Genomic DNA, 17,783 nt, shown 5'->3' on the forward strand with positions numbered 1-17,783 from the left:
TAATCCCCAATTATGACTGCAGCGCAGTGGCTAAACGGTCTAACTTACCGCGAACTGAGCCATCAATAACCATATCACCGGCTTTGATTAACATACCACCGACAACTGTCGGGTCTACGCTACAGTTCAACTTAACATTGCGTGCTAAACGCTGTGATAAAGCTGTGACCAGCTTTTCCTGTTGTGCTTTGCTCAGTACAGTTGCAGATACAACATCAACTGTTGCTTCTTTCTCAAACTCAGCTTTTAACAGCAGGAAAGCTTCCAGCACAGCAGGCAACGCCAATAAACGTTTGTTTTCCGCCATCACTTTAATGAAGTTCTGGCCTTGTTCATTGAGTTGCGCACCACAAACCTGGATAAAAAACTCTGCTTGTGCTTCTGCACCAGCGTTGCTTTGTAAGCGCTCGGCAACAACAGCGTTGTTTGCTACTTCAGCAGCAAAAAACAGCATATCAGCCCAGGCCGCCAAAGCGTTTTGTTCAACAGCAAAGTCAAACGCCGCTTTGGCATAAGGACGAGCTACATTCGTCAAATCAGACATGGCTCTTCCTCTTACAGTTCAGCTACCAGTTTTTCCAGGATGTCGCTGTGAGCAGCTTCATCAATTTCACGTTGAAGAATACGTTCAGCGCCAGCTACTGCTAAAGCAGCAACTTGCTTACGTAAATCTTCTTTCGCACGGATGCGTTCAGCGTCGACTTCAGCTTTGGCCTGAGTCAGGATTTTTTCCCGCTCAGCCTGCGCTTTAACCGCAGCTTCTTCAATAATCTGCGCTTCGCGTTTTTTAGCCTGGTCAATCAGGGCTGCGCCCTGAGCTTTAGCTTCAATCAGCTGTTTTTTTGCATTCTCTTGCGCTAAACGCAGATCCTGTTCGGCGCGATCACTTGCGGCCAGGCCATCTGCAATTTTTTGCTGACGAGTTTCAATGGCGCCGATAATTGGTGGCCATACCCATTTCATACAGGCAATGACAAACACCAAAAACGCGATTAACTCACCAATGAGAGTGGCGTTAATATTCACGAACGCTTCTCCTTAATTACAAAAAGTAAATGTTCTGTTGGCTGCCAATTAGATAGCGAACAGCATGTACAGACCGATAGCAACACCGATCATCGCGATGGCGTCGATCAGACCAGCAACGATAAACATTTTACCTTGTAAAGAAGGAGCTAATTCTGGTTGACGTGCAGCAGACTCCAGGAATTTACCACCTAAAGTACCGAAACCAATTGCAGTACCTAAAGCACCGAAACCGATTAACAGAGCTACAGCGATGTATTTTAAACCTAATACCATTTCCATGATTTTCTCCGAGTTTCTAAAGTTAAAGTTAAAGTTAAAGTTAAAACGAAATCGATATTAATGATGCTCGTGCGCCATACTCAGGTAAACCACTGTCAGCACCATAAAAATAAAGGCTTGCAGTGTAATAACCAGAATGTGGAACATCGCCCATGGGAAGTGCAGTGGTAACTGCCATACACCCAGCAGAGCAATCAGAATGAAAATAAGTTCGCCGGCATACAGGTTACCGAATAACCGCAGCGCCAGTGACAGTGGCTTAGCCAGTAATGCCACAATTTCCAGAATGAAGTTGAACCAGTACAACCAGGGGGTGTTAAATGGTTGGGTGGTTAATTCTTTAATAAAACCGCCGATGCCTTTGATTTTGATGGAATAACCAATCATCAAAATAAACACACCAATAGCCAGTGCAAAAGTCAGGTTTAAGTCAGTGGTTGGTACCACTTTCATATAAACGTGTGCAGGGTCGTAACCCATAGCACCACCAATTAACTGGGCAGCGTAAGGGATAAAGTCGACAGGCACTAAGTCCAGCAGGTTCATCAGGAATACCCAGACAAAGATAGTCAGAGCTAAAGGCGCAATAACATCGCTTTTGCCATGAAAGGTACCTTTGACGGTATCGTTGATAAACTCCACGACCATTTCAACAGCACATTGCCATTTGGTCGGGACACCGGCGTTGGCTTTTTTTGCCACTGCACGGAAGGAGAACAGGAACACAAGTCCCATAAGAATTGACCAGCCTAAAGTATCAACGTGCCAGGTCCAAAAACCCTCGCCGACACTCCAGTTGGTCAAGTGGTGGGTAATATACTCTTTGCTTGTAAGCTCAGCACCAGATGCCATCGTTAGTCCCAATTATCGTAGTTAATCAAAATCGGTAAAAACACCTGTAATATCAAAGCGGAAACGATTCCGACAAAAAATAGCCAATCGACTATTACAGCGTGTTTAAGCACTGCCATTACCAGCAATGCCATCAATAAAAATTTGAAGGTTTCGCCACGGTAAATGGACTTCAGAATCAGCTGCAGCTGATCAGTCCCGCGAAAACGAAACACATACCACGTAAAGACACAATGGGGCACAACTACACATAACGCGCCATACAAGGCAGATTTAGCGCCTAAGGCATCAAAAGCCACATAAACGCCTGCTGCAACTAACAATGCAGCAACAAATTGCCAGATAAAAGTCTTAAAAATCAGTCTAAAGCGCTGTTTTGTTGTGGTTAAAGTCAACGAATACCACCTGTAGAATGCTCAAACTACAGCGCAAAAAACTCGCGCAAGTATACTTAACTGCCTTATTTTTGCAACCAAAAGCGGCGCTAAGGCTTGATTTGTCGGTATTTTGGTAATCCAACTGCTTAGTTTTCAGCCGAGGCCAGACCAAGCTTTTCCAAAATGCCATCCAGTTCATTCAGATTGCTATATCCGATCACCAATTCACCTTTGCCCTTTTTGCTGTAACTGATACTGACAGGCGCGGCAAAACGTTCACTTAAACGCTGTTCAAGTGCAGCGACATCCGGGTCTTTGACCTTTGGCTGAACTTCAGGTGTGGGTTCCAACAGACGGCGCACCAGATTTTCGGTTTCACGTACTGTCAGCTGTTTAGCAGCAATAACACGGCCGGCGTCAGATTGCTGCTGCTCGGTTAACGCCAGCAAAGCGCGGGCATGGCCCATTTCAATATCACCGTGTTCCAGCAGGGTTTTTACATCATCAGCCAGTTGGTTTAAACGAAGTAAATTGGTGACAGTTGTGCGGGATTTACCAACAGCATCAGCAACTTGCTGATGTGTCAGTTCAAATTCAGTGAGCAAACGTTGCAACGCAATGGCTTCTTCCATTGCATTGAGATCTTCCCGCTGGATATTTTCAATCAGCGCAATAGCAACAGCGGCCTCATCAGGTACGTTTTTGATAATACAAGGAATTTCAGCAAGACCGGCAATTTGTGAAGCACGCCAGCGCCTTTCACCTGCAATAATTTCAAAGGACTCTGCAGCCAGCTGGCGCACCACTATCGGCTGAATAATGCCCTGAGCGCGGATAGAGCTGGCTAAATCATCCAACGCTTCTTGTGACATGTCTTTACGTGGCTGATATTTACCTGGTTTTAACCATTCTATCGGTAATTTTTGTAATTCGTGTGGATGACTTTCAAGCTGAACAACATCAGCGTCCTGCACCTGGGCATTTGGCCGCCCTGAGGTTAACAAAGCGTCCAGACCCCGTCCTAAACCACGTTTTTTTACCGACATTGCGCCTTAATTCCTTAAAAATTTCAGACAGAAGCTGCTGTTTTTATTTGTTTTTTATCCGAACGACGCAATATTTCACCGGCCAGTGCCAGGTAAGCTTTTGCGCCGGTTGAGCTTTTGTCGTAATACATCACAGGGGTACCAAAACTTGGCGCTTCCGCCAAACGAACATTACGGGGTATCACTGCACGATAAACTTTTTCACCAAAATGCCGTTTTAGCTGCTCAGAAACATCATTGGCCAAACGGTTGCGCGGGTCGTACATGGTCCGCAAAATACCTTCGATTTTCAGATCGGCATTTACCACTGCGGCCAGTTTATTGATGGTTTCCACCAGTGCCGTTAAACCTTCCAGCGCATAATATTCACATTGCATCGGCACCAAAACTGAATCTGCAGCAGCCATGGCATTCACCGTCAACATATTCAGAGAAGGCGGACAATCAATAAAAATAAAGTCGTATTGGTCGCGGTAATTTTTCAGTGCATTACGCAGTCGCAGTTCACGGGCAAATACATCCAGCAAACGTACTTCGGCTGCTGTCACATCTGAGTTAGCAGCAACCAGGTGATATCCGCCGGCAGTTTCTTTGACCACGACTTCAGACAAGGGCTTTTCATCAACCAGCAACTCGTAGGCAGTTGCCGGCACTTCGTATTTATCAACACCACTGCCCATAGTGGCATTGCCCTGCGGATCTAAATCAATCAGTAATACTTTACGTTTGGTTGCCGCCATCGAAGCGGCCAGATTGACTGCGGTTGTGGTTTTACCAACACCACCTTTCTGATTCGCAATAGCGATGATTTTTCCCACAGCATTCCCTCGAAAAGTAAATCAGGTTGGCACTTTTTCCACTACGACCAAAAAGCGTTGCCCGGTCAGTTCCGGTACTAATAAAGTCTCGTTGGCGACAACTTTAACAAAATCCGGCAAAGCTGCAATTTCTTCTGCAGCCTGAGCACCTTTCATCGCAAGAAACTGGCCGTTATTGGCAGGCAAATGAGCACACCAGCCGATCATATCACTTAACGAAGCAAAAGCACGACTGAGTACCACATCATAACCAGGATCTGGCTGATGCTCTTCGACACGGCTTTGTAATGGCGTGACGTTTTTCAAGCCCAGCTGTAATTTCACCTGATTTAAAAAGCGGATCCTTTTGCCAAGGCTATCCAGCAAAGTGAACTCTTTATCGGGAAAACAAATGGCCAGTGGGATCCCAGGTAAACCAGGGCCAGTGCCGACATCAATAATACGTTGGCCTTTGATAAAAGGTGCTACGGCCAGGCTGTCCATAATGTGTTTTACTAACATTTCCATCGGATCACGCACCGACGTCAGGTTGTAAGCACTGTTCCATTTATCCAGCAACTGTACGTACTGCACTAACTGCTGAAGTTGCTGTTCTGACAATTGCAGGCTGGTCTGCGCGACCAGTTTTTTAAGTTTTGCGAGCATTTTTATCCTGTAAAATCAGTTGATAATGGTCTGCTCAGGCAGACTTGCGTAACAAACCCTGTTTTTTCAGGAATACCAATAACAATGAAATCGCCGCTGGTGTAATACCGGAAATCCGTGATGCCTGGCCAACAGTTTCAGGTTGTGACTGATTCAATTTGACGATGACTTCATTGGACAAACCTTTGACAACGCTATAGTCAAACTGGGCAGGTAAACGGGTGCTCTCGTTACGCTCCTGCTTGGCAATTTCGTCCTGCTGCCTGTTGATATAACCTTCGTATTTGATCTGGATTTCAACTTGTTCTGCAGCTGCAGGGTCGATAAGCGCCGGGCCAACACCTTCAATCGCCATCAAATCCTGATAATTCACTTCAGGACGGCGGATCAGATCTTCCAGGCTGGCTTCACGGCTTAAAGGCGTTTTCAGCAGTGTATTCACTTGAGCCAGAGCTGCATGTTGCGGGTGGATCCAGTTTTGCTTCAGCCGTTGGCGTTCAAGCTCAATCTGCTCAATTTTAATGTTAAATGCCGCCCAGCGCGCATCGTCCACTAAACCAAGTTCACGGCCTTTGGTTGTTAAACGCAAATCGGCGTTGTCTTCACGCAGCATCAGGCGATATTCAGCACGGCTGGTGAACATACGGTAGGGTTCTTTGGTTCCCATTGTTGTCAGATCGTCAACCAATACACCGGTATAAGCCTGATCGCGGCTTGGTACCCATGCCTCTTTTTCCTGCACAAAAAGTGCAGCGTTTAAACCTGCTAACAAACCCTGGGCACCGGCTTCTTCGTAGCCTGTAGTGCCGTTGATTTGACCAGCAAAGAATAAACCTTTGATAAATTTGGTTTCTAATGAAGTTTTCAGATCTCTTGGATCAAAAAAGTCATATTCAATGGCATAACCAGGGCGGGTGATATGGGCATTTTCCAAACCTGGAATTGACTGTACCAATGCCAGCTGCACGTCAAAAGGCAGACTGGTGGAAATACCATTTGGATACAACTCGTGGGTGGTTAAACCTTCTGGTTCAATAAAGATCTGATGTTTGTCTTTGTCGGCAAAACGGTTGATCTTGTCTTCAATAGAAGGGCAATAACGTGGGCCAATACCTTCAATCACACCAGTGTACATTGGTGATCTGTCTAAACCACCCCGAATAATATCGTGTGTTTTTTCATTGGTGTAGGTGATGTAACAAGGGATTTGTTGTGGATGATCGCTGACTTTTCCCATAAAAGACATCACAGGCAGTGGTGTGTCACCAGGTTGTGGCTGCATTTTGCCAAAATCAACACTACGGGCGTCGATCCTTGGTGGAGTACCGGTTTTTAACCGGCCAACTCTGAAAGGCAATGCTCTTAAGCGGTTAGCCAAAGCGACAGATGGCGGATCGCCGGCTCTGCCGCCTGAATAATTTTCCAACCCAATATGAATTTGACCACCCAGGAAAGTGCCGACAGTCAGCACCACTGTTTTGGCGGTAAATTTCAGGCCCATTTGGGTAACAACACCACAAACCTGATCGTTTTCAACAATCAGATCATCACATGCTTGCTGGAAAATCTGTAAGTTCTGCTGATTTTCCAGAATGTTACGAATAGCAGCGCGATAGAGCTGACGGTCAGCCTGAGCTCGGGTTGCACGTACTGCAGGACCTTTAGAGCTGTTTAGAGTACGGAACTGGATCCCCGCGAGATCTGTTGCTTTGGCCATAGCACCACCAAGGGCGTCAATTTCTTTGACCAAATGGCCTTTACCGATACCACCAATAGCCGGGTTACAGGACATCAGGCCTAGTGTCTCAACGTTATGGGTTAACAGCAAAGTTTGCATGCCCATGCGTGCGGCCGCCAATGCGGCTTCGGTGCCGGCATGGCCACCTCCGACTACAATCACATCGTAACTTTGTTGGAACAACATATCTGCCTCTGTAACTTCAAGGATAACGCGAAAAAAGGGCACGTATTGTAACTGGATCGCCCCTGAAACGGAATGACTAAAATCTAATCCGGATCCTTATCACTGCTTAAATATATATAAGGATCTTTAAAGAGATCTTCTTATTACTCTTACTACTAAGCAGAGACTTTTAGGTGGATAACCAATTTTTGCTTAAAAGGATCAAGATCTTACAGAAGATCTAAACTGTGATCTGATCCGGATCTACCCACCTTGATCCTGTGATCAACTAGCTGTTTTATCCACAGGTCACCAATGCGTTTATTTAATTCAGAGGATAATACCATCTTATTAACCGGCTTATACGGCACTTATGCACACTGTGTGATTTTTAATGACTAAATTGTGTATAACACTGTATAGCTGGATCATAACTCAGATCTGAGCTTTATCATGCTTTTATCAGATTGATATTAAGAATTGCATACTTTAAATGTAGATACTTGGTTTTGTTGGTTTTTCATTGCTGATGCCAACATGGAAGTACGTTAGATATCCAGTTTCTGGACAGTGACTTGTGTAGTTGGCGGGCTGAAATGCCCGCCTTTTTTTTCAGATAAAAAAGTTAAGGGGAGAGTTTTTACACTCAGGATCTTTATGCCTGAAGAGTGACAATTTAAGTTTTAGTTATTTTTTAGATTAAAAAAACAAACTTGTATTAAAGAAGCTGGCGAATAATCAGCTGAGTTTTTTGATAAACTCCGTGAGCCAGGCACATGCCTGATCTTCTGGTAACTCTGCTGTTAAAACATCAATATTTAATGCCAGACCCAGTGCCTGAGCACCATTTTTCTGCAACAAAGCTTCCATTTTGCGACCCGCCAGACAAAAAGTATCATAGCTGGAGTCACCTAAAGTGATCACGGCATAAGAAACTGTGGTAAGATCACTTCGATCTTGTGCTAATTGATCCGCAAAGGGTTGGATATTGTCGGGCAGATCACCCGCACCGTAGGTCGAGGTGATCACTAACCAGATAGCGTTTCTGGTCAGTTGTTCTAATTCGGGTGTCAGATGCAGCCTGACTTCATAACCCGCTTGTACCAGTGTATCAGCTACTTGTTCAGCAGTGTATTCAGCTGCGCCCATTTGGCTGCCCACGAGGATCTCAATCATCTGTCAAACCTTTGTCAGGAAAAATGATTGGCTATACTACTGGAATAAAAACGTGCAAAGCCACGCTTTTTGCACGTTTGGGGTATTTTTACAGCAAAGCAGGCTCTGTAAAACTACAATAGCACAACCACCTATCGCCTGCGTGTTATTGAGGTTTATACAATATATGTCTGAGTCCCTGACTTTTTCCCAGCTAGCGCTGCCGGAACCCTTGTTACGTGCAGTAACGGAATTGGGTTATGAAACTCCATCGCCAATTCAGGCGGCGGCCATCCCAAAACTGTTAGCGGGAGAAGACTTACTGGGTCAGGCGCAAACTGGTACAGGTAAAACTGCTGCCTTCGCGCTGCCACTGTTAGCCCGGCTTGATCCGGCACAAAACGAACCACAAATTCTGGTATTAGCTCCAACCCGTGAACTGGCGATTCAGGTTGCAGAAGCATTCCAGGCTTATGCCCGCTTTATGCCGGCTTTCCATGTACTGCCTTTATATGGTGGTCAGAGTTATACCAATCAGCTGAAATCATTAAAACGTGGTTCTCAGGTGATCGTTGGTACCCCGGGTCGTATCCTGGATCACTTAGACCGTGGCACTCTGCAGTTAGATAAACTGCGTGCCATAGTGCTGGATGAAGCCGACGAAATGTTGCGTATGGGCTTTATTGATGATGTGCAAACCATTATGGATGCCACACCAGCCGGCCGTCAGGTTGCAATGTTCTCGGCCACTATGCCGTCACAAATCCGTGCTATTGCACAGAAGCACCTGAAAAACGCTCAGGAAATCAAAATTGAATCAAAAACCAGCACAGTTGAGCGTATTACTCAGCGTTATGTGATGCTGGATGGCAATCAGAAGCTTGATGCTTTGACCCGTGTCCTGGAAGGTGAAGAATATGATGCCAGCATCATTTTTGTTCGTACCAAAAGTGCCACTGAGGAAATTGCCGAAAAATTAGGTGCTCGCGGTTATGCTGTAGCTTGCCTCAATGGCGATATGAACCAGGCCAACCGCGAACAAACTATTCGCCGCTTAAAAGCCAGTCAGATTGATATTATTGTGGCAACTGATGTTGCTGCCCGTGGTCTGGACGTTGAACGTATCAGCCTGGTTATCAACTATGACATTCCTTACGACAGCGAAGCTTATGTACACCGTATCGGTCGTACTGGCCGTGCCGGTCGTTTAGGTAAAGCTATTTTGTTTGTGTCGCCACGTGAACGTCGTTTATTGCGTACTATCGAACACGCTACCCGTCAGCCGATTGAAAAAATGTCGTTGCCAACAGGTGAAGTGATTGAACAACGTCGTATCGAGTCATTCCGTGCTTCACTTGCTAACACCATCGAAGCGAAAAACTTAAGTTTCTTCCAGGACTTAATTAACGACTGGCGTGAAAAGCTGGAAACAACAGATGCAGATTTAGCTGCGGCGTTGTTATTCCTGGCGCAAAAAGATCAGCCGTTAAATGTGGCTAAACAGTTCCCGGAAATCCGTGAACCTCATGCCCGTGGTGACAGACCGGATCGTCCGGAGCGTTCAGGCGAGCGTCCAGCCCGTTTTGAACGTGGTGATCGTCCGGAGCGTTCAGGCGACCGTCCGGAACGTGCGCCACGTCCGCGCCGTGAAATGCAGGGCAACTACAATACGTATCGTATTGAAGTAGGTAAAGAACATGGTGTTCGTGCCGGTGACATCGTTGGTGCTATTGCCAATGAAGCCAATATCGACAGCCAGTTTATCGGTAATATCAAACTGTTTGATCATTTCTCTACGGTTGAGCTGCCGGCAGATATCCCAACGGAAATCTTCCAGCACCTGAAAAAAGTGTATGTGCGTAAGCAAAAGCTGAATATCAGTGTTGATACTGGCGGTAATAGCAGCGGCGGCAACTCAGGCGGCGAACGTGCAGAACGTCCGGCCGGTGATCGTCGTCCATCATCAGCGCCAGCTGGTGCAGGTCCACGTCCTGGTGCAGCGCCAAAACGCCGTACCCGCGAATAAAAACCAGCTAGTTTGTAAAAAACCACCTTCGGGTGGTTTTTTTATGACTAAAAATGCTGAGCGCCCTGTAACAGCTTGCTCATTTTTACTGTGCTGGCGTTGAATGATGGTCTCCAACACAAGCAAGGCAGTTTTTCAGCACACCAGGTTTGACCAAAGTTGGATGACGGTGCAGCCAAATATGAAGTTTGCAGCTGCTTAGCTTTTATTGATGATGTTGTGCCCTTGAAACTGCCGTCACACCCCCTCAGATCCCGAAGTATAAAACCGCTTGTGCTTGGAGATCCTGATGATTATTGCTTGCCCTCATTGTGCTGGCCTGAACCGGGTTGCTGCTGATAAAACTTCGGCCGCGCCTGTTTGTGGAAAATGTAAAGCGCCGTTATTTGCCGGTTTGCCGGTCGAGATCACCGGTGCCAATTTCGCCAATCTGGTACAAAAATCAGAACTGCCGATAGTGCTGGATTTCTGGGCCAGCTGGTGTGGTCCTTGCCTGAATTTTGCGCCTGTGTTTAGTCAGGCGGCGCGTGAACTGGAGCCAAATTTCCGTTTTGGTAAAGTGAATACCGAACAACAGCAACAACTGGCAGCACAATTTCAGATCCGTTCTATTCCTACACTGATGTTGTTTCAGCAAGGTGAGCTGATAGCACAGTTATCCGGTGCTTTACCAAAGCAGCAGTTTTACCAGTGGTTGCAACAACAAATGCCAAAACTGAAAAAAACCGAATAAAGAAACAGGTAAATTCTGCTTACAATTCAAATGTTAACCCAGAGCTTTTTGCGTGGAGCCATGATGTCCTGATGCAGTAAAGTGACCGTTGTTTTTACAACAAACTAGATCTGGATAACAAATGAAAAGGTTAGTATGGCCAGCACTGCTGGTATGCCTCAATGGTCAGGCAGCTACAACCCAGGAGCAGAATTGGCAGTTGCTGGAAACGGAACATTTCCGACTCATGTTTGCCAAAGAATTTCAGGGACTGGCGCAAAATGCCAGCCATGAGCTGGAACAGAGCCGGACTCTGGTATTAAAACAGCAACAACGTAGCCTTGCTGCTAAAACCGATGTGGTATTGATAGATCCCGACAACTCGCCAAATGGCTTTGCATTGCCGCTAAGTCACAGACCCACCATGGCGCTTTTTGCCACTGCGCCTCAGTCTGATAGCGCTTTACATAATTTATCCGGCTGGATGCAACTGGTGGCGCTGCATGAATACATCCACCTGGTGCATCTGGCACAACCGGATCGCAGCCCATGGCGCGACAAACTCAATCAGCTGGCACAATGGTCAGATTTATCCCGGCTCGACAGCCCACGTTGGGTGGCCGAAGGTTACGCCACTTTGCAGGAATCCAAACTGACAGGCAAAGGCCGGCTTTACAGTGCTTATGCTGAAGCTTGGTTGCAACAATTAGCACAAGAAGGTGCAATACCGGGTTATAACGAGCTGAATGCTGCTGAAGGTCGTTATCAGGCACGTGGTTTTGCTTATTTGGTTGGAGCCCGTTTTTTGGCCTGGCTGGAACAGAATTATGGCGTCGACAAACTGGACAGCGTCTGGACCCGCCAGGTTGCACTGAAAAACCGTAGTTTTGAACAAGCTTTTGAAGGGGTCTATGGTGTCAGCGCCAGCATCTTGTATCAGCGTTTTGTCGCTGAATATAGTTTTTACAGTATGCAGCAGCAACAACAGCTGACACCTGTAAAAGCCAAACTCTGGCTCAATAGCAAAGGCCGCCAGCAAAGTCCGGCTTTAAGTCCGGACGGAACTTTGCTGGCAGTGATCACAGAAGACAGTCTGGAGCAAAATCTGTTAGCGGTGTTTGCTACGGCAGAAAACCACAAAGCCCGTGACAAGTTTCAGCAAACTCAAAAAGAGCTGCTGGCAGAGGATCAACAAGATATTGCCGACACTGAACCCGGCAGTTTTAACCCGGAACAAAAGTATGTGCTGGAGCAACGTAATTTCAGCGGTATTCGTGACCCACGCTGGCTGAATAACCAGACGCTGATTTTTGGCGCCAATAGCAAAGACGAACATGGCAATTCGCAGCAGGATTTATTTCAGTGGCATTTACCTTCTGGAAAAGTCACAACTTTAAGTAAAAATGCGTCTTTGCGCCGTTTTGATGTCAGCCCCGATGGTCAGTTTATTATTGCCGAACGCCAAAAAGCCGGTTATTCCGAGTTGGTCAGGCTTGATATTAAAAGTGGTGATATTCAGCCTTTAACCGAAGCTGCGCTGGAACAAATTTTTGATTTTCCGCGTATTTCACCGGACCAACAACAATTGGCTGTGCTGTATTTTACGCCGCAAAACGGCTGGAAATTGCAGTTGCGTGATTTAGCTGGACAGCTGCTACAACAAGTGCCGATGCCTGCAGGTTATCAATATTTGTCTTATCCAAATTGGAGTCCTGATGGCCGGTCTTTGTTTTTTGTCGCCAGCCAGCAAGGCCGTTTGTGTTTGTATCGTTATGATTTTCCAAACAAAACTTTGTGGCAGCTGACGCAAGGCGCTGAAATGGTACAAATGCCTGTGCCGATGCAAAATGGTGTTTTGTTATTGCAGTTAGTCAATCAACAAGGGCCTGATTTATATAAAGTTGATCAAATGAAAGCGGTGCCAGTGCGGCACTTTGCCACTAAAACAGCTACCAAAGGTTCCTGGTTACTTGCTGCAGTATCGGCAGAGTCCGCAGTCGGTTCTGTGGTCAGCCAGACTCATCTGAATAGAACAATGGGTGTTAAAGTTGCACAAAAGCCGCTATCGATGCCTAAGGCACAAGTGCACTCGGCTGCTATTGTCGGTGGCAGGCAACAGCCTTATGGTTTAGGACCACAACAACAAAGTCTGACTTTGCATTACAACATCAGTAACTTTGCGCCCGATGTTATAGGTATTGGTTTAAAAGGCGGTGATCCGATCAAAAGGCTGGATTACCAGCTGGGTGTGCAACAAGACATCAGCCACAACCAATTTAGTGCCGCTTTTGCCGCTGTGCGTTATCAGGGCTGGCCGGTAAAAACCATGTTGGCTTTGCAACAATCCAGGCTGGAATTGAGTGGCCAAAGGAATTTCCACCAGGGCAATGAAAAACAAAGATCTGCTTTGTTGCAGTTCAGTTACCCGTGGCACGCTGGCGATTGGCAATTTGATCAACTATTACAACTGCGTGAGCTGGATTTAACAGGCGAACCTGGCAGTGGCAATGCACTGCCGGCAGATCACAACAGCAGTGCCAGTCTGGTATTACAACAAAGCTGGCAACATCAGCGTAATAGCTGGGGTTTGGGTTTTAGCAACAGCGCCGGTTACCATCAAAGTGCCGGTCATAGCTGGCGCGGTATCGATTTTTCACCTGAGTTACAAGGTCGCTGGCAAGCCTGGACTTTGGCATTGGAAGGGCGTTTTCAGCGGCGCTGGCAACAAGACGCTTTGCTCAGGTTAGGCGGTTTTAGCTCTGCAGCTATGATGGCTGCTATTGATCCAAACCGGATAGTTTCGCCTGAGCTGCCTTTTTCGCAGCTGGTGGGGCAGGATTATCGCCGTTATCAGCTCAGCCTGTCGCACCGCCGGTTGCAACCTTTACAGTTATTGTATCGTCGTCATCAGTTTGCCAACCAAGCTGCCCTTGATAGTTATGGTGTCGCTTTGGAGTTGCCGCTGAATTTTGGTATGGGGCCTGTTAGCCTGAATGATGTACAGCTCGATTTAGGTTTGTTCCGGCTGGCAGCTGAAGATGCAGCAAAAGACACTGCGCTCTGGCTGAATCTGGGTTATCAGTTCTGATGGTTTTTACTCCCTTGCCGTATGGTTCGGCTGGGTTTTATAGTATTTGGAAAGTGCGTGTTTAACTGCAATAAAAAGAAGGAAAAATTATGTTAAAACAACTCTGTATCGCAGGATCTTTATTAATGGCCATGCCGGTACTGGCACTGGATGTTAGCAGCCCTGATATCAAAGAAGGCCACTTTATGGCCAAAACCTTTGAATTTTCTGGTTTTGGTTGTGGCGGTGACAATAAATCTCCGGCGTTAAACTGGAAAGACTTACCGGCAGGCACCAAAAGTATTGCCGTCACAGTGTATGACCCTGACGCTCCAACAGGTTCTGGCTGGTGGCATTGGTTAGTGGCTGATATTGCAGTGGACAATACCGGTCTGCCACAAGGTGCTGGTTCTGCCGGTGGCAAAATGCCGGCTGGCAGCCGCAGTTTTACCAACGATTATGGCATTAAAGACTTTGGTGGCGCCTGCCCACCGGCTGGCCATGGTATGCATAGGTATCAGTTTACTGTGTGGGCTCTGCCTGACGCTAAGTTGCCGGTACCAGACAATGCCAATGCGGCAGTAGTTGGTTATACACTCAATGCCAAAGCGCTGGCGAAAAAGACCATCACCGCAACTTACGCCCGATAAACTCAGGCCTTAACAGGCTCTGATAATTGCCTGGTGTTAAAACAATAAAGCCAGCTTTAGCGCTGGCTTTATTTTTAGCTGTTTTTGTGAATAGCAGTGTTGTTGTGTTTTATCGGCAGCTGTTATTTACCGATACAGAAGGAGCTAAAAATACGCCCCAGCAAATCGTCTGAGCTAAATTCACCGGTAATTTCATTCAGATGTTGTTGGGTTAAACGCAGCTCTTCTGCCAGCAGCTCACCAGCCAGATGGTTGTGCAGCTGATATTCACCAATTTCCAGATGTTCCATAGCGCGCGCTAGCGCATCTAAATGACGGCGACGGGCGATAAAACTGCCTTCAGTGCTGGCTTCAAAACCAATACAGGCTTTGAGGTGTTCACGCAAAGCGTCAATGCCCTGATTGGTTTTGGCGGAAATATGAAACACCGGCGTTTCACCTTCGTTATTGGCGCCAATTTGTTCGCCTGTTAAATCAGCTTTGTTGCGAACTACAGTGACACCCAGAGTTTTAGGTAAACGTTCAATAAACTCCGGCCAGATTTGTGCCGGGCTAATAGCTGTTGTGGTGGTGCTGTCCACCATAAAAAGCACCCGGTCGGCTTGTTCAATCTCTTGCCAGGCGCGCTCTATGCCAATCTGCTCCACTTTGTCGGTGGCTTCACGCAAACCTGCGGTATCGATAATATGTAGCGGCATACCGTCAATATGGATATGTTCGCGCAGTACATCGCGGGTGGTGCCTGCGATATCTGTGACAATAGCGGCTTCCCGGCCGGCTAAAGCGTTTAATAAACTGGATTTACCGGCGTTAGGGCGCCCTGCAATCACCACTTTCATGCCTTCACGCAAAATGCTGCCTTGGGTGGCTTGTTTTTGAATACCGGCTAAATCGCTGATGATGTCGGCTAAATCACCTGACACTTTACCGTCGGATAAAAAGTCGATTTCTTCATCGGGAAAGTCGATGGCTGCTTCAACATAAATACGCAGGTAAATCACCTTTTCCACTAAATCGTGGATTTGGCGGGAAAATTCACCCTGCAAAGATTGCATCGCAGAGCGGGCGGCTTGCTCAGAGCTGGCATCTATTAAATCGGCAATAGCTTCGGCCTGAGTTAAATCCAGTTTGTCATTTAAAAAAGCCCGTTCGGAAAACTCACCTGGTCTGGCAATACGCACATCTGCAAGTTGCAATAACTGGCGCAGCAGCATATCCAAAAGCACAGGGCCGCCGTGGCCTTGCAGCTCCAGCACATCTTCACCGGTGAAAGAATTGGGGCCAGGGAAATACAAGGCTATGCCCTGGTCAAGCACAGAACCGTCTGCGGCATAAAAAGGCAGATATTCGGCATAACGGGCTTTAGGCAATTTATGCAAAATGGCTTGTGCCACCGCCTTCACCGCCGGGCCTGACACCCGCAAAATGCCAACGCCTGCTCTGCCTGGTGCTGTCGCTTGTGCAGCTATGGTATCTGTGGCGAACATCTGAACCTCGAATTCTGTGCAGCAGCTTGTGCTGTTTTGTCATAAAAAAATGCCCATTGGAAGAATGGGCATTGTTGGGCAATACGTCAAAGAGCTGTTATGCGCTACGCACGTACAGGCCTTTTTTCTCCATGCCGCGGTAGATATACAGCATTTGTGCCAGTGAAATCAGGTTACTGATCACCCAGTACAACACCAGACCACTTGGGAACCACAGGAAGAATACTGAGAATGCTACCGGCATCCACAACATAATTTTCTGCTGCATTGGGTCTGTTACTGTCATTGGCGTTAATTTCTGCATGATAAACATGCTGATACCGTACAACACCGGCAATACATAATATGGATCTTTCACTGAAAGGTCGGTGATCCACAGCATAAATGGCGCCTGACGTAACTCAACACTTTCGACAAATACCCAGTATAAAGCCAGGAAAATTGGCAATTGGATCAGCATCGGCAGACAGCCACCCATAGGGTTCACTTTTTCTTTGCGATACAGTTCCATCATGGCCGGACCCATCTTCTGACGGTCGTCTTTATAACGGGCCTGCAGTTCGTCAATTTTTGGCTTCAGATTGCGCATCTTGGCCATAGATTCGTATTGCACTTTGGTCAGCGGGAATAATAAACCTTTCACTAACAAGGTGATGGCAATGATGGCCACACCCCAGTTACCTACTACACCGTGAATAAGCTGCAATAACCAGAACAATGGCTGAGAAATAAACCACAACATGCCGTAGTCAACGGTCAGATCCAGACCATTGGCAATTTGCGCTAAGTTATCCTGATCTTTCGGGCCGGCATAAAAAGTAGCGCCGAAGGTCTTTTGTTCACCAACAGCAATACTTTGTTGTGGGCCTTGTACCCCGATCACACCTAAGTTGTCGGCAACCATGCTATACAGCTGGTTATTGCCTTCACCTTGTGGCACCCAGGCGGCAACAAAATAGTGTTCCAGCATACTGACCCAGCCACCCTGAGTGCCCAAGTTCAGATTGGCTTCTTTCATGTCATCAAATGACAGTTTTTCGTAGCGTTGGTCTGCAGTTGAATAAGCACCACCACGGTATACCGGCATCATCATATTGGTGCCTTCGCCGTTGTCGATGGTCTGAGCAAAGTGGAAATAAGGTTGAACTACCTTGCTGCCATCACCTTGGTTGGTGACAGAATATTCTACCCGGACATCATATTTGCCTGCGGTAAAAATAAACCGTTTTTCAATGACTAAACCTTTGTGGGTCATGGTCAAAGGCACAATCAGTTCAATCTGACCATTGGCCAGCTGATAGTTGCTTTGGGCGCTCTGGTATATTTGGCGTGGCGCTTTTTTATCGTCCGGACCATCACCTAATAAACCTGATTGGGCAACATATTCAAAACCAGGTTGTTGACGCATCAGCTGATAAGCGGCTTTGTTTTCCTGAGATACAGTAAAACCTGGCAGCTCCAGTGCGACAATGTCACCACCACGGCTGTCAATTTTGACTGTCAGCACATCGGTTTTTACTTCAACTAATTGTGCTTGCGCTGCTTTTACTTCAGGCGCAGCAGTTGTGGTGCTGCCTGCCGCAGAAAGTTGTAAATCAGCAGAGCTGGTTGTTGTTTGGCTGGTGGCGGCCGGCACTACAGGTTTAGGACCGTAGTCGACATTCCATTGTTGCCACATTAAAAAACTGACCAGGGCCAGGGCAATAACTAAAAAACTGCGTTGCGATTCCATGTGTG

General features: G+C 46.8%; 16 protein-coding genes. 4 read left to right on the forward strand and 12 right to left on the reverse strand.

Features of this window, described 5'->3' with window-relative positions; translation table 11 throughout:
- Positions 1–10: 10 nt before the first annotated feature.
- The 10 genes from atpH to mioC form a co-directional block, all read right to left on the reverse strand.
- Positions 11–544: a F0F1 ATP synthase subunit delta gene (gene atpH / locus RCH83_RS00290; RefSeq protein ID WP_306517971.1), complete on the reverse strand. Its 534-nt coding sequence runs from the start codon at positions 542–544 to the stop codon at positions 11–13.
- An 11-nt stretch (positions 545–555) separates the two neighbouring features.
- Positions 556–1,026 (reverse strand): F0F1 ATP synthase subunit B, encoded by a 471-nt coding sequence (gene atpF / locus RCH83_RS00295; protein WP_306517972.1) that lies wholly within the window; start codon positions 1,024–1,026, stop codon positions 556–558.
- 48 nt (positions 1,027–1,074) lie between these two features.
- On the reverse strand, positions 1,075–1,308 hold the full coding sequence (gene atpE, locus RCH83_RS00300; RefSeq protein WP_260657559.1) for a F0F1 ATP synthase subunit C: 234 nt from the start codon (positions 1,306–1,308) through the stop codon (positions 1,075–1,077).
- 57 nt (positions 1,309–1,365) lie between these two features.
- A complete protein-coding gene (gene atpB / locus RCH83_RS00305) occupies positions 1,366–2,160 on the reverse strand; it encodes a F0F1 ATP synthase subunit A (RefSeq protein WP_306517973.1) in 795 nt (264 codons plus the stop codon).
- Positions 2,161–2,162: 2 nt separating this feature from the next.
- Entirely contained in the window at positions 2,163–2,555 is a 393-nt protein-coding gene (locus RCH83_RS00310) for an ATP synthase subunit I (protein ID WP_306517974.1), read from the reverse strand.
- Positions 2,556–2,683: 128 nt separating this feature from the next.
- Positions 2,684–3,583, reverse strand: a complete 900-nt coding sequence (locus tag RCH83_RS00315; protein WP_306517975.1) for a ParB/RepB/Spo0J family partition protein — start codon at positions 3,581–3,583, stop codon at positions 2,684–2,686.
- 23 nt (positions 3,584–3,606) lie between these two features.
- Entirely contained in the window at positions 3,607–4,401 is a 795-nt protein-coding gene (locus tag RCH83_RS00320) for a ParA family protein (protein WP_306517976.1), read from the reverse strand.
- A 21-nt stretch (positions 4,402–4,422) separates the two neighbouring features.
- Positions 4,423–5,046: a 16S rRNA (guanine(527)-N(7))-methyltransferase RsmG gene (rsmG, locus tag RCH83_RS00325; protein WP_306517977.1), complete on the reverse strand. Its 624-nt coding sequence runs from the start codon at positions 5,044–5,046 to the stop codon at positions 4,423–4,425.
- A gap of 34 nt (positions 5,047–5,080) precedes the next feature.
- Positions 5,081–6,970, reverse strand: coding sequence for a tRNA uridine-5-carboxymethylaminomethyl(34) synthesis enzyme MnmG (mnmG, locus tag RCH83_RS00330; RefSeq protein WP_306517978.1), 1,890 nt, complete (start codon positions 6,968–6,970; stop codon positions 5,081–5,083).
- Between the two features lie 717 nt (positions 6,971–7,687).
- Positions 7,688–8,125, reverse strand: a complete 438-nt coding sequence (mioC, locus tag RCH83_RS00335) for an FMN-binding protein MioC (protein ID WP_306517979.1) — start codon at positions 8,123–8,125, stop codon at positions 7,688–7,690.
- 166 nt (positions 8,126–8,291) lie between these two features.
- Between mioC and RCH83_RS00340 the strand changes: the two genes are divergently transcribed.
- The 4 genes from RCH83_RS00340 (at position 8,292) to RCH83_RS00355 (ending at position 14,559) form a co-directional block, all read left to right on the forward strand.
- Positions 8,292–10,130 carry a DEAD/DEAH box helicase gene (locus RCH83_RS00340; protein ID WP_306517980.1) on the forward strand — a complete coding sequence of 613 codons (1,839 nt, stop codon included), beginning with the start codon at positions 8,292–8,294 and terminating at the stop codon, positions 10,128–10,130.
- A gap of 289 nt (positions 10,131–10,419) precedes the next feature.
- Positions 10,420–10,863, forward strand: coding sequence for a thioredoxin TrxC (gene trxC, locus RCH83_RS00345; protein WP_373689721.1), 444 nt, complete (start codon positions 10,420–10,422; stop codon positions 10,861–10,863).
- 121 nt (positions 10,864–10,984) lie between these two features.
- Positions 10,985–13,930, forward strand: a complete 2,946-nt coding sequence (locus tag RCH83_RS00350) for a hypothetical protein (protein WP_306517982.1) — start codon at positions 10,985–10,987, stop codon at positions 13,928–13,930.
- Positions 13,931–14,019: 89 nt separating this feature from the next.
- Positions 14,020–14,559: a YbhB/YbcL family Raf kinase inhibitor-like protein gene (locus RCH83_RS00355; RefSeq protein ID WP_306517983.1), complete on the forward strand. Its 540-nt coding sequence runs from the start codon at positions 14,020–14,022 to the stop codon at positions 14,557–14,559.
- 122 nt (positions 14,560–14,681) lie between these two features.
- On the opposite strand, the gene mnmE is transcribed toward RCH83_RS00355, so the two are convergent.
- Both mnmE and yidC read right to left on the reverse strand, forming a co-directional pair.
- The gene (mnmE, locus tag RCH83_RS00360; RefSeq protein WP_306517984.1) at positions 14,682–16,046 is read right to left on the reverse strand and encodes a tRNA uridine-5-carboxymethylaminomethyl(34) synthesis GTPase MnmE; all 1,365 of its coding nucleotides are present in this window, start codon (positions 16,044–16,046) and stop codon (positions 14,682–14,684) included.
- Positions 16,047–16,143: 97 nt separating this feature from the next.
- A complete protein-coding gene (gene yidC, locus RCH83_RS00365; RefSeq protein WP_306517985.1) occupies positions 16,144–17,778 on the reverse strand; it encodes a membrane protein insertase YidC in 1,635 nt (544 codons plus the stop codon).
- Positions 17,779–17,783: the final 5 nt, after the last annotated feature.

It is taken from the genome of Rheinheimera sp. (assembly GCF_030824435.1).
Lineage (GTDB): Bacteria > Pseudomonadota > Gammaproteobacteria > Enterobacterales > Alteromonadaceae > Pararheinheimera.

What these genes read in the sequence shown, in the direction of transcription:
- atpH (WP_306517971.1), bottom strand. Translation starts at nt 544, where the DNA reads ATGTCTGATTTGACGAATGTAGCTCGTCCTTATGCCAAAGCGGCGTTT.
- atpE (WP_260657559.1), bottom strand. Translation starts at nt 1,308, where the DNA reads ATGGAAATGGTATTAGGTTTAAAATACATCGCTGTAGCTCTGTTAATC.
- atpB (WP_306517973.1), bottom strand. Translation starts at nt 2,160, where the DNA reads ATGGCATCTGGTGCTGAGCTTACAAGCAAAGAGTATATTACCCACCAC.
- RCH83_RS00315 (WP_306517975.1), bottom strand. Translation starts at nt 3,583, where the DNA reads ATGTCGGTAAAAAAACGTGGTTTAGGACGGGGTCTGGACGCTTTGTTA.
- rsmG (WP_306517977.1), bottom strand. Translation starts at nt 5,046, where the DNA reads ATGCTCGCAAAACTTAAAAAACTGGTCGCGCAGACCAGCCTGCAATTG.
- mnmG (WP_306517978.1), bottom strand. Translation starts at nt 6,970, where the DNA reads ATGTTGTTCCAACAAAGTTACGATGTGATTGTAGTCGGAGGTGGCCAT.
- mioC (WP_306517979.1), bottom strand. Translation starts at nt 8,125, where the DNA reads ATGATTGAGATCCTCGTGGGCAGCCAAATGGGCGCAGCTGAATACACT.
- RCH83_RS00340 (WP_306517980.1), top strand. Translation starts at nt 8,292, where the DNA reads ATGTCTGAGTCCCTGACTTTTTCCCAGCTAGCGCTGCCGGAACCCTTG.
- trxC (WP_373689721.1), top strand. Translation starts at nt 10,420, where the DNA reads ATGATTATTGCTTGCCCTCATTGTGCTGGCCTGAACCGGGTTGCTGCT.
- RCH83_RS00350 (WP_306517982.1), top strand. Translation starts at nt 10,985, where the DNA reads ATGAAAAGGTTAGTATGGCCAGCACTGCTGGTATGCCTCAATGGTCAG.
- RCH83_RS00355 (WP_306517983.1), top strand. Translation starts at nt 14,020, where the DNA reads ATGTTAAAACAACTCTGTATCGCAGGATCTTTATTAATGGCCATGCCG.
- mnmE (WP_306517984.1), bottom strand. Translation starts at nt 16,046, where the DNA reads ATGTTCGCCACAGATACCATAGCTGCACAAGCGACAGCACCAGGCAGA.
- yidC (WP_306517985.1), bottom strand. Translation starts at nt 17,778, where the DNA reads ATGGAATCGCAACGCAGTTTTTTAGTTATTGCCCTGGCCCTGGTCAGT.